Source organism: Mycolicibacter senuensis, assembly GCF_003284925.1.
Lineage (GTDB): Bacteria > Actinomycetota > Actinomycetes > Mycobacteriales > Mycobacteriaceae > Mycobacterium > Mycobacterium algericum_A.
In genome coordinates, this window is the sequence record NZ_QMEX01000017.1 from 40,550 (window position 1) to 51,602 (window position 11,053).

Annotated in this window: 12 protein-coding genes; 10 read left to right on the forward strand and 2 right to left on the reverse strand. The window is 69.4% G+C overall.

The genetic code is table 11. The annotated features are described in order from the left end of the window. Nucleotide 1 precedes the first annotated feature (1 nt). From DQP56_RS07525 to DQP56_RS07565, 9 genes are all read left to right on the forward strand, one after another. The gene (locus tag DQP56_RS07525; RefSeq protein ID WP_112684337.1) at nt 2-1,192 is read left to right on the forward strand and encodes an acyl-CoA dehydrogenase family protein; all 1,191 of its coding nucleotides are present in this window, start codon (nt 2-4) and stop codon (nt 1,190-1,192) included. Next, nucleotides 1,192-2,397 (forward strand): CaiB/BaiF CoA transferase family protein, encoded by a 1,206-nt coding sequence (locus DQP56_RS07530; RefSeq protein WP_112684338.1) that lies wholly within the window; start codon nt 1,192-1,194, stop codon nt 2,395-2,397. The genes DQP56_RS07525 and DQP56_RS07530 overlap by 1 nt, the downstream gene beginning before the upstream one ends. After that, entirely contained in the window at nt 2,397-3,185 is a 789-nt protein-coding gene (locus DQP56_RS07535; RefSeq protein ID WP_112684339.1) for an enoyl-CoA hydratase/isomerase family protein, read from the forward strand. Before DQP56_RS07530 ends, DQP56_RS07535 begins: the two co-directional genes overlap by 1 nt. A gap of 13 nt (nt 3,186-3,198) precedes the next feature. Then, entirely contained in the window at nt 3,199-4,344 is a 1,146-nt protein-coding gene (locus tag DQP56_RS07540; RefSeq protein ID WP_112684340.1) for a thiolase family protein, read from the forward strand. A gap of 30 nt (nt 4,345-4,374) precedes the next feature. Next, nucleotides 4,375-5,523 carry an acyl-CoA dehydrogenase family protein gene (locus DQP56_RS07545; protein WP_112684341.1) on the forward strand — a complete coding sequence of 383 codons (1,149 nt, stop codon included), beginning with the start codon at nt 4,375-4,377 and terminating at the stop codon, nt 5,521-5,523. Nucleotides 5,524-5,639: 116 nt separating this feature from the next. Continuing rightward, the gene (locus DQP56_RS07550; protein WP_112684342.1) at nt 5,640-6,254 is read left to right on the forward strand and encodes a TetR/AcrR family transcriptional regulator; all 615 of its coding nucleotides are present in this window, start codon (nt 5,640-5,642) and stop codon (nt 6,252-6,254) included. Further along, the gene (locus DQP56_RS07555; protein WP_205868817.1) at nt 6,251-6,778 is read left to right on the forward strand and encodes a hypothetical protein; all 528 of its coding nucleotides are present in this window, start codon (nt 6,251-6,253) and stop codon (nt 6,776-6,778) included. Before DQP56_RS07550 ends, DQP56_RS07555 begins: the two co-directional genes overlap by 4 nt. Before the next feature lie 16 nt (nt 6,779-6,794). Next, nucleotides 6,795-7,520 carry a fatty-acid--CoA ligase gene (locus tag DQP56_RS07560; RefSeq protein WP_112684343.1) on the forward strand — a complete coding sequence of 242 codons (726 nt, stop codon included), beginning with the start codon at nt 6,795-6,797 and terminating at the stop codon, nt 7,518-7,520. Continuing rightward, on the forward strand, nt 7,517-8,023 hold the full coding sequence (locus tag DQP56_RS07565; protein ID WP_013827685.1) for a DoxX family protein: 507 nt from the start codon (nt 7,517-7,519) through the stop codon (nt 8,021-8,023). Before DQP56_RS07560 ends, DQP56_RS07565 begins: the two co-directional genes overlap by 4 nt. A gap of 10 nt (nt 8,024-8,033) precedes the next feature. Here DQP56_RS07565 and DQP56_RS07570 read toward each other — a convergent pair whose 3' ends face one another. Continuing rightward, nucleotides 8,034-8,336: a hypothetical protein gene (locus DQP56_RS07570; protein ID WP_083037238.1), complete on the reverse strand. Its 303-nt coding sequence runs from the start codon at nt 8,334-8,336 to the stop codon at nt 8,034-8,036. A gap of 33 nt (nt 8,337-8,369) precedes the next feature. Further along, nucleotides 8,370-9,869, reverse strand: coding sequence for a class I adenylate-forming enzyme family protein (locus tag DQP56_RS07575; RefSeq protein WP_112684344.1), 1,500 nt, complete (start codon nt 9,867-9,869; stop codon nt 8,370-8,372). Between the two features lie 112 nt (nt 9,870-9,981). Between DQP56_RS07575 and DQP56_RS07580 the strand changes: the two genes are divergently transcribed. Beyond that, a complete protein-coding gene (locus tag DQP56_RS07580) occupies nt 9,982-10,926 on the forward strand; it encodes an enoyl-CoA hydratase/isomerase family protein (protein ID WP_112684345.1) in 945 nt (314 codons plus the stop codon). Nucleotides 10,927-11,053: the final 127 nt, after the last annotated feature.

Consider the following 11,053-nt stretch of genomic DNA (forward strand, 5'->3'; position numbering starts at 1 on the left):
CATGCCCGAAGGAATGAGCTTCGAGCTGACCGAGGACCAGCAGCTGATCCGGCAGTCGGTCGCCGAGCTGGCGTCCAAGTTCGACGACCACTACTGGATGTCCAAGGACCTGGCGCACGAGTTCCCGCAGGAGTTCTACGACGCCATCGCCGGCGGCGGCTGGCTGGGCATGACCATCCCCGAGGCCTACGGCGGCCACGGGCTGGGCATCACCGAGGCCACCATCCTGGCCGAGGAGGTGGCGCGTTCCGGCGGCGGCATGAATGCCGCCAGCGCCATCCACATGTCGATCTTCGGGATGCAGCCGGTGGTGGTGTTCGGCTCCGACGAGATGAAGGCCGAGACCCTGCCCCGCATCGCCCATGGCGACCTGCACGTGTGCTTCGGCGTCACCGAACCGACCGCGGGACTCGACACGTCGCGTATCACCACGTTCGCCAAGCGGGACGGCAGCGATTACCTGGTCAACGGCCGCAAGGTGTGGATCTCCAAGGCCCTCGAGTCCGAGAAGATCCTGCTGCTGACCCGCACCGAGTCCCGCGACGACGTGGAGAAGCGAGGAGGCAAGCCGACCGAAGGCCTCACGCTGTTCCTCACCGACATCGACCGCGACCGCGTCGACATCCGGCCGATCCCCAAGATGGGCCGAAATGCGGTGTCCTCCAACGAGGTCTTCATCGATGACCTGCGAGTCCCGGCCGCGCACCGGATCGGCGAAGAGGGCAAGGGTTTCTCCTACATCCTGCACGGGCTCAACCCGGAGCGCATGCTGATCGCCGCCGAGGCGCTCGGCATCGGCCGGGTCGCGCTGGACCGCGCGGTCCGCTACGCCAACGAGCGCGTGGTGTTCGACCGGCCGATCGGCATGAACCAGGGCATCCAGTTCCCGCTCGCCGACTCGCTGGCCCGGCTGGACGCCGCCGAGTTGATCCTGCGCAAGGCCACCTGGCTCTATGACAACGGCAAGTCCTGCGGTCGTGAAGCCAACATGGCCAAGTATCTGTGCGCGGACGCCGGTTTCGCGGCGGCGGACCGCGCTTTGCAGACCCACGGCGGGATGGGCTACTCGGAGGAGTACCACATCTCCCGGTTCTTCCGGGAGTCCCGGCTGATGAAGATCGCCCCGGTCAGCCAGGAGATGATCCTGAACTTCCTGGGCTCGCATGTGCTCGGGATGCCGAGGAGCTACTGATGACCGCACCGCTGGCCGGTGTCACGGTGGTGGCCCTGGAGCAGGCGGTGTCCGCCCCGGTGTGCACCCGCGCGCTGGCCGACTTCGGTGCGCGGGTGATCAAGGTGGAGAACCCCGACGGCGGCGATTTCGCCCGCTACTACGACGACGTGGTCAACGGCCAGGCGGCGCACTTCGTCTGGGTCAACCGCGGCAAACAGTCGGTCACCCTGGATCTCAAAAGCGAGGCGGGACGCGAGGTTCTGCACCGGCTGCTGGACACCGCCGACGTGCTGGTCTCCAATCTCGCACCCGGCGCCACCGCGCGGCTGGGGTTGTCCGCGCAGGACATGGCCGCCCGGCACCCGAACGTGATCGCCGTGGAGATCGACGGCTACGGCAGTGGCGGACCGCTGTCGCACAAGCGGGCCTACGACCTGCTGGTGCAGGCCGAGTCCGGGGTGTGTTCGGTGACCGGCCGGGCTGGGGAGCCGGCCAAGCCCGGCCCGCCGGTGGCCGATGTGACCAGCGGCCTGTACTCGGCGTTGTCGATCATGGCGCTGCTGATCGGCCGCAAGGGTGCGGGCAGCGATGAGCCGGCGCCGTCGGTGACCGTCAGCCTGTTCGACACCATGGCCGAGATGATGGGCTATCACCTCACCTATGCGCGACACTCCGGCATCGAACAGCAGCCGCTGGGCATGAGCTCACCGGCCGTGGCGCCCTACGGCGCGTATGCGACCGGCGACGGCCACACCGTGGTGCTGGGCACCACCAACGACCGGGAGTGGCAGCGGCTGGCCCGCGAGTTACTGGGCCGCGACGACCTGGCCGACGATCCGCGTTTCACCGGCAACGCCGACCGGGTGGCGAACCGGGCGATCCTGGACGAGGCGATCGGCCAGTGGTGCGCCCGGCACGACCTGGCCAAGATCCAGGACGCGGCCGATGCCGCCGGAATCGGCAACGCCCGCTACAACACCGCCGGCGACGTGCTGGCACACCCGCAGCTGGCCGAGCGCGACCGGTGGCGCTCGATCGACACCCCGGCCGGGCCGATCCCGTCGTTGCTGCCGCCACCGGTGATCGCCGGCTTCGAGCCGCCGATGGGGTCGGTGCCCGCGCTCGGCGAGCACACCGAGGTGGTGCTGGGCGAACTGGGTTTCACCGACACCGAGATCGCCGAGCTGCGCGGCCAGGGAGCGATCGGGCAGGCTGGCAGCTGATGGCGCCCGAGACCGACGTTCTGCTGCGCACCGATCGCGACGGGGTGCGGACCCTCATCCTGAACCGGCCCGCCCGCAAGAACGCGATCAACCCGCAGCTGTGGCGGGCGCTGCGCGATGCGCTGCGCGATGCCGCCGACGACCGCGACCTGCGCGCGCTGATCATCACCGGCGCGGGCGGCGCGTTCTGTTCGGGTGCGGACATCGGCACCGGTGACGACACCCACCCGGTGCACAAGCTGCAGCGGCTCACCGATGTCGCGCTGGCGCTGCACGAGCTGTCAGTGCCCACCATCGCCAAGGTGACCGGGGTGGCGGTCGGGGCGGGCTGGAATCTGGCGCTGGGCTGCGATCTGGTGGTCGCCACCCCGGAATCGACGTTCTGCCAGATCTTCTCGAAGCGAGGCCTGTCGGTCGACCTGGCCGGCTCGTGGTTATTGCCCAAGATCGTCGGCCTGCAGCAGGCCAAGCGGTTGGCGCTGCTGGCCGAGACCATCGACGCCACCGAGGCCCAGGCGCTGAACCTGGTGACGTGGGTGATCGGCGCCGGTGAGGTCGACGGGTTCGTCGACGATCTCGCCGACCGGCTGGCTGCCGGCCCGCCGCGGGCGCTGGCGCAGACCAAGATGCTGCTCAATCAGGGTGCCGACTACACCCTGCCCGAGGCACTGCTCAACGAATCCCGAGCCCAGCTAGTCAATTTCGCGGGCACCGATGCCGCGGAAGCCTATGCGGCCTTCGCCGAGAAGCGCACACCGCGCTTCACCGGCGGGTGGCCCGCCAAGTGAGATCGGAGTAGAGATGCGACCAACAGTGATCGTCGGGGCGGTGCGCACCCCGGTCGGCAAACGCAACGGCGGCCTGGCCGGCACGCACGCCGCGGACCTGTCCGCGATCGTGCTCAACGAGCTGATGACCCGCACCGGGGTCGACCCGGACGTCGTCGACGACGTGGTGTGGGGGTGTGTGTCGCAGGTGGGCGACCAGTCCTCCAACATCGGCCGGTACGCGGTGCTGGCCGCGGGCTGGCCCGAGACCATCCCGGGCACCACGGTCAACCGGGCCTGCGGCTCGAGTCAGCAGGCGCTGGACTTCGCCGTACAGGCGGTGATGTCGGGGCAGCAGGACGTCGTCGTCGCCGGCGGTGTCGAGGTCATGAGTCGGGTCCCGCTCGGCGCGGCCCGGGCCACCGGAGAGCCCTACGGCCCCAAAGCTCTTGCGCGCTATGACGGTTTTCAGTTCAACCAGGGCATCGGCGCGGAGATGATCTGCCAGCGGTGGGGGTTCGACCGCGCCCGGGTCGACGAGTACTCGGCGCGCTCGCATGAGCGGGCCGCCGCCGCGCAGGACGCCGGGGCGTTTCGCGACCAGATTGTTCCGGTCACCACCGAAGGCGGGGTGGTGGACGCCGACGAAGGAATCCGCCGCGGCACCACCGTCGAGAAACTGGCCGGACTCAAACCGGCCTTCCGGGACGACGGAATGATCCACGCCGGCAACTCCTCGCAGATATCTGACGGCGCCGCAGCACTTTTGGTGATGAGCGAGGACGATGCTGCCCGCCGGGGGCTGACCCCGCTGGTGCGCTACACCGCCGGCGCGGTGACCGGCGCCGACCCGGTGCTGATGCTCACCGGACCCATTCCGGCCACCGAGAAGGTGCTCAAGCGCGCGGGGCTGGGCATCGACGACATCGGTGTGTTCGAGGTCAACGAGGCGTTCGCGCCGGTGCCGCTGGCGTGGCTGGCCGAGACCGGCGCCGACGAGAAGCTGCTCAACCCGGTGGGCGGGGCGATCGCACTGGGCCATCCGCTCGGCGCCTCCGGCGCGGTATTGATGACCCGGATGATCAACCACATGCGCGACAACGGGATTCGTTACGGATTGCAGACCATGTGTGAAGGCGGCGGAACCGCCAACGCCACGATCGTCGAACTCGTCGGCTAGGCCGGCCGGGTCGGCTAAGGAGACACCGTCATGCAGCGCGTGCTGTTCACCGAAGACCACGAGGCGTTCCGGGCTCTGGCCCGCGACTTCGTCGAGAAGCACGTGGTGCCCGAGTACCCCAACTGGGAGAAGGCCGGCCGGATGCCCCGCGAGGTGTTCGAGCAGCTGGGCTCGCTGGGGATGCTCGGCATGGCGATCCCCGAGGAGTACGGCGGCGCGGGCATCGACGACTACCGCTACAACGTGGTGCTGCAGGAGGAGGCGGCGCGCGCTTTGGTGACGCTCTCCACGGTGCGCACCCAGCTCGAAGTGATCCTGCCGTACTTCCTGCACTACGCCAACGACGAACAGCGGGCGCGCTGGTTCCCCGGGCTGGCGGCCGGCAAGCTGCTGACGGCGATCGCGATGACCGAACCGGGCACCGGATCGGATCTGGCCGGGATGCGCACCACCGCAGTGCGCGACGGCGACGACTACGTCCTCAATGGGGCGAAGACGTTCATCACCGGCGGCATTCAGGCGGATCTGGTGATCGTGGTGGCCCGCACCGCCACCGACCCCGACAACCGCCGCGCCGGGCTGACGCTGCTGGTGGTCGAGGACGGCATGCCCGGCTTCGCCCGGGGCCGCGAACTGGACAAGATGGGCTGCAAGGTTCAGGACACCGCCGAGTTGTCCTTCACCGATGTGCGGGTTCCGATGGCCAACCGGCTGGGGGACGAGGGCCAGGCCTTCAGCTACCTGGGCCACAACCTGGCCCAGGAACGGCTCACCGTGGCGGTCGGCTCGGTGGCGCAGTCCCGCTCGGCGCTGGCCGCCACCATCGATTATGTGAAGAACCGGAACGTGTTCGGCTCACCGGTCGCCTCGTTCCAGAACACCAAGTTCGAGCTGGCGGCGGTCTCCACCGAGATCGAGGCCGCCCAATGCATGCTCGACCGGGCGGTCATCGAGCACGTCGACGGCACGCTCTCGGGCGCCGACGCCGCTCGGGTGAAACTGTTCTGCACCGAGATGCAGGCCCGGGTCATCGATCGCTGTCTGCAGTTGTTCGGTGGCTACGGCTACATGATGGAATACCCGATCGCGCGGCTCTACACCGACGCGCGGGTGGCCCGGATCTATGCCGGGACCAGTGAGGTGATGAAGATGATCATCGCCAAGTCGCTGGGGCTGTGAGGCGGTCTCGGCCGCGGTTGTGAGTCCGTAACCAAAGATTCTTCGATGAGACCCTTGTCACAGCGCGCAAACCAACCTACTGTGTGTTCACTTGGTTGGTTGATCGAAGGAGACCGGTGACCTCACCCCGGCCGTACGCCACACTGCTCGCCAAAGGCGAGGACCGCAGGCAGCGGATTCTGTTGGCAGCCGAGCACCTGTTGGCCCGCAACGGCTGGCGCAACACCTCGCTGGCGCAGATCGCCCGCAACGCCGGGGTCAGCGCGGCGGGCCTGCTGCACCACTTCGCGTCCAAGGAACAGCTGCTGCACGCGGTGCTCGACGCCCGCGACGCCGACGATGACACGCACGCCGACCGCAGCGGCGACCTCATCGAGGAGATCCAGCGGGTGGCCGACCGATTCACCCGGGCACCCGAGTTGGTCGGAACCTTCACCGTGCTGCTCGCCGAGAACGTACTGCCCGAGGCGCCGCTGCACGATCGGATGCTGAAGCGCTACCACGCCGCGGTCGACATCGTCGCCGACCTGATCCGGCGCGGGCAGGACGCGGGCCGCTACCGCACCGACTTCGACGCGGCCATCAAGGCCGCGGAAATTCTCGCCTTTATCAACGGAATGGAGATGTCATGGCTACTGGATCCCTCGATACCGCTGGCCGAGGTGTTCACGGCCTACACGGAAACACTGGCCCGCGACTTCGCTCCACTGGAAAAGGACGTCCTGCAATGACCCCCGACCCCGACATGCGGTACCGGTTCGACATCGTCGGCCGCGGTGTCCTAGACGTCGTCAGGGCCGCCGGTGGCTGGCTCTACGACCGCGCCACGGCGGGCTGGGACGTCACCGTGATGATCCTGGACGAGCAGGACACCCGGCCGCTGCAGATCCTCGGGGCGCAGGTGCTGGAGCTGGAGTCGGTGCTCGCGCAATGGGAGCAGTGGCCGAACCCGCAGACCATCGCCGTCTGCGCCGAGATGTTCGACGGCCACGCCCGCGTGCGACAGGGCGTGCTCGACGCGCTGGAACACAGCAGCACCGAGGTGACGCTGTGGGGCGACGTGCCGGCCGAGCTGGATCGCGACGTCGACATCCGCCAGCACCGGCTCAGCGCGGCAGCCCGCGCGTTCAAGGCCCAGGCGCTGCGAGCGGCGGGCCTCGACCCGAAGGGTGTCGCCGGATCGGGTCACATCGAGATGTTCCGCTGTGGGCCGGCGTGTGCGTCGGTCGCGGCAGACCTGAGCCCGGCGAGTTGAGCGGCGCGATCGCACGTTGACCGAGAACGTGCCGCTGTCGCGTTCGCTGGTGCTGGTCACGGATTATCGGGTCCCGGATCCGGCCAGGGTCTGGCCGCTATTGCAGCGCCACCGCGACAGCCTGGCTCACCTGGGCGCCAGCCACGTGCTGGTCTACACCTCGTCGGTCGATCCCGGCCGGGTGCTGGCACTGATGTCGATCCGCGCCGCGCAGCCGGTGACCGATCTGCTCCGCGACGAGGCGTTCATGGCCTGGTTCGACGCGGTCGGCGTCGACGACATTCCCGCCGTCTTCGCCGGTTCGCTGGTGGAGCGCATCGAGCTGGCCGACAGTGCGAGCCTCGCCGAACCGCCGGCCCGGGGGCCGACTCCGGCGAGCCTCGCCGAACCGCCGGGGGTAGTGGTCGCGGCGGTGGCCGAAGTCGTGGACGCCGAGGCGCTCATCGACCACGTCCACGACACCGCGGGCGCCTTTGCTGCGGCCGGAATCCGGAAGGTCTTGATATTCCAAGCCTTCGACAATCCGCGCGAGGTGTTCATGCTGCAGGAGGCCGCTGAAGAAGTGGGCGAGGCCGGCGCCGGGCAGTGGATCAGCCAGCCCGAGTTCGCCGCCGAGTGGGTCACCCGGGCCGGCGTCGGCGTCTACCCGCCGGTTTTCGTCGGCCGGCTGGCGCACCTGATGCGCGTGGCGGATCAGCAAGAGGACCAAGAAGATCGAGCAGAAGGAGAACCCATTCGATGACCGCTTACGGCGTGGGACTGTTGATCGTGCGGCTCTGCCTGGGCCTGACCATGGCCGCGCACGGCTACAACAAGATTTTCTCCGGGGGCCGGATCCCCGGCACCGCACGGTGGTTCGACAGCATCGGTATGCGGCCCGGCCTCTTCCACGCCCGGGTGGCCGCCGGAACCGAGATCGCCGCCGGGCTGGGTCTGGCCGCCGGCCTGCTCACGCCGATTCCCGCGGCGGGCTTCGTCGCCCTGATGCTGGTGGCGGCCTGGACGGTACACCGCGACAACGGCTTCTTCATCGTCAAGAGCGGCTGGGAGTACAACCTGGTGCTGGCCGCCGTCGCGGTGGGTATCGCCATGCTCGGCGCCGGGCCGCTCAGCCTGGACCACCTGCTGTTCGGGCAGAACTGGTGCGACGGGTGGACCGGGCTGCTGATCGCGGCCGGGCTCGGGCTCGCCGGTGGCATCGGCCAACTGCTGGTGTTCTACCGGCCGGTGCGCGAGCGGGCCTGACCGCCCTCGGTCAGTCGCTGGCCGGTAGCGGCTTGGCTTCCTTCAGGGCCAACGGCACGGTGCCGACGCTCAGGGCACCGGCGCCGGCCTTGGTCACCAACACCTCGGCGCCGGCGTCGTCGACGTAGCGCTTACCCATCACCGCGCCGCCGGCGAAATCGGGATCCAGGGTCGCCTCCGGTGACGCGCTGTCCTCCAGGGGCACCATCGGGGCCCCACCGGCGCGCAGGTCATCGAGGCTGTCGGCGGTCTTCACCACGATGACCTGGGTGTCGCACACCTGGCTCTTCAGACGGGTACCGGACTTGATCATTGCGTTCCTTCGGCTTGGGGGAAACGATGTGGACTACTTCGCGGCTTGCAGGTCGTCGAGGAGCTCTCGGCGCAGCACCTTGCCGGTCGGCGTGGTCGGCAGCTCCGAGCGGAAGACGATCCGGTCCGGGGTGCGCGATCCTCGCAGCTGTCCTCGAACATACTCGCGCAGCGCCTCCGGCTCCGGTGACGCACCGGGCGCCGCAACCACGCACGCGACGATGATCTGGCCCCACTCCGGATCCGGGGCGCCGACGACGGCGACCTCGCGGACCTGCGGGTGCTCGACCAGCACGTCCTCGATCTCGGCGGGCGCGATGTTCTCGCCGCCGCGGATGATGGTGTCGTCGGAGCGGCCGACGATGAACAGGTAGCCCTCGTCGTCCAGCACGGCGAGATCACGGGTCGGGAACCAGCCGTCGGCGTCGAGCACCGACCCCATGCCGGTGTAGGTGCCGGAGACCTGCTCGCCCCGGAGGAACAACTCGCCCGGCTCTCCTGCCGCAACCGGCCGGCCCTCGTCGTCGCGGATGACCACCTCGATGCCCGGGACCGGGCGGCCGACCGACCCCAGTCGCTTGCGGACGGCTTCGTCGGTGGCCGCGTACGCCGTGCGGTGGTCGTCGGGGGTGAGCACCGCGACCGTCGAACTGGTCTCGGTCAGGCCGTAGGCGTTGACGAAGCCGACGTCGGGCAGCAGGTCCAGCGCGCGGCGCACCAGCGGCAGCGCTACTTTGGAGCCACCGTAGGCCAGGTTGCGCAGCGTCGGCAGCGGGGCCGGGTGGGCTTCCAGTTCCGACACGATGCGCTCCAGCATCGTCGGGACGACGGTCGCGGTGGTCACCGCCTCGTCTTTGACCAACCGGATCCACTCGGCGGGGCTGAAGCGACGCAGATAGACCGCCTTGCGTCCGGCGTAGAGGTTGCTCAGCGCCGCTCCGACACCGGCGATGTGATACGGCGGTACGCAGATCAGTGCCGCGTCCGCCGGGGCCGCCGAACCGAACTCGACGGTCTGCGTGATGTAACTGGTCAGGTTGTTGTGGGTCAGCTCAACGGCTTTGGGCGCCGAGGTGGTGCCCGAGGTGAACAGTACGACTGCCACGTCGTCGGGATCCGGCCACTGCACCTCCGGGGTGGTGGTGCGGGCCCGGGCGCAGAAGGTGGCCGAATCGATCGGGCCGATCCCGATGTCACCCACGTCGCCGACCAGGTCGAGGTATTCCTTGTCGACGACGACGAGCGGTTGCGGCAGCCGGCCGATCAGCTCGCGCAGCGCCGGACCGCTGAGCCGGTAGTTGAGCGGGGCGAAGGGCCGCCCGGCCCGCGCCGCGGAGAACAGCAGCAGCGGCAGCATGTCGCCGCCCATCCCGATATAGGCCACGCTGCTCGCGCCGGACTCGTTGATCACCCCGGCGCCGGCGTCGGCGAGGGCATTGAGTTCGGCGGTGGTGTAGCGGGTGGTCTCCGAGACGACAGCGACCCGGTCTGGGTCGGCCGAAACCGCCATTTCCAGCAATAACGAAATGCTCACCGCTCGGCTCCCCGTAATCCGTCGTGGATGAGAACGACATTATCATTTTGTGGTAGTTGCGCTACCGGCCGGAGTCGGTCCGGGGACCGCTATCGGTACGCTGACGTGCGTCATGATCAGCGTGGTCGACCTCGATGGCAACCCCGACGCCGAGCCCGGCGCCGGGATCATCATCGCGACGGGCAGCCGCTTCGACACCGCGCACGCGCAACACTGGCTGCAGCGCGCCACCTTCACCCTCTCGGAGGCCGAGGCCACGGATCGCCGGATCATCACCGTCGGATCGGTGGCCGAGGCACTCGCCGACATCGCCGATCACTGCCGGCGCCGGCCGCATGCGGCCGCGATCTGCGACGACGTGCTGCGCGCGGTGGACCCGAACGCGCCCGCACGACACGGGGTGCTCACCGAATCGCTGGCCTACTCGGTGCTGCAGGCCGGCCCGGAGTTCGCCGGCTGGCTGGCCGAGCGCGGCCCGGCCACCGTGCCCGACACCAGCGACCCGGTGCTGATCGACCGGGACGGCGACACGCTGCTGCTTCGGTTCAACCGGCCGCAGCGCCACAACGCCTTCAGCAATGCGATGCGCGCCGCGCTGCTCGACGGCCTGGCCGTGGCCGAAGCCGACACCTCGATCGACGAAGTGGTGCTGTCGGGGGCCGGCCGCTCCTTCTGCAGCGGCGGCGACCTGGCCGAGTTCGGCGGCTTCACCGATGTGGCCAGCGCGCACCTGGCCCGCACCCGTCACAGCCCGGCGCTGGCGCTGGACGCGCTGACCGCCCGGCTCGGGGCGCGCTGCCGCGCCGACGTGCACGGCCAGGTGCTGGGCAGCGGACTGGAGATGGCGGCCTTCTGCGGCCGGGTGCGCGCACACCCCGAGGCGGTGCTGGGCCTGCCCGAACTCAACCTCGGGCTGATTCCGGGCGCCGGGGGCACCGTCAGCGTCACCCGCCGAATCGGACGATGGCGCACCGGCTATCTGATCCTGTCGGGGCGCACCGTCGACGCGTCGACCGCGCTGCGGTGGGGGCTCGTCGACGAGGTCGGGAGGCCCTGATGGGCAGGGCCGCCTGGGGTGCGTCGGGATTGGCCTGGCTGACCGGCCAGCCCGACGGCCCGCCGGATTTCTCCCGCGCCGCGGTGCTGCAGCATGCCACCGAGGTGCTGGGCCGCTTCACCACCGC

What these genes read in the sequence shown, in the direction of transcription:
- DQP56_RS07525 (WP_112684337.1), top strand. Translation starts at nt 2, where the DNA reads ATGCCCGAAGGAATGAGCTTCGAGCTGACCGAGGACCAGCAGCTGATC.
- DQP56_RS07530 (WP_112684338.1), top strand. Translation starts at nt 1,192, where the DNA reads ATGACCGCACCGCTGGCCGGTGTCACGGTGGTGGCCCTGGAGCAGGCG.
- DQP56_RS07535 (WP_112684339.1), top strand. Translation starts at nt 2,397, where the DNA reads ATGGCGCCCGAGACCGACGTTCTGCTGCGCACCGATCGCGACGGGGTG.
- DQP56_RS07540 (WP_112684340.1), top strand. Translation starts at nt 3,199, where the DNA reads ATGCGACCAACAGTGATCGTCGGGGCGGTGCGCACCCCGGTCGGCAAA.
- DQP56_RS07545 (WP_112684341.1), top strand. Translation starts at nt 4,375, where the DNA reads ATGCAGCGCGTGCTGTTCACCGAAGACCACGAGGCGTTCCGGGCTCTG.
- DQP56_RS07555 (WP_205868817.1), top strand. Translation starts at nt 6,251, where the DNA reads ATGACCCCCGACCCCGACATGCGGTACCGGTTCGACATCGTCGGCCGC.
- DQP56_RS07565 (WP_013827685.1), top strand. Translation starts at nt 7,517, where the DNA reads ATGACCGCTTACGGCGTGGGACTGTTGATCGTGCGGCTCTGCCTGGGC.
- DQP56_RS07570 (WP_083037238.1), bottom strand. Translation starts at nt 8,336, where the DNA reads ATGATCAAGTCCGGTACCCGTCTGAAGAGCCAGGTGTGCGACACCCAG.
- DQP56_RS07580 (WP_112684345.1), top strand. Translation starts at nt 9,982, where the DNA reads ATGATCAGCGTGGTCGACCTCGATGGCAACCCCGACGCCGAGCCCGGC.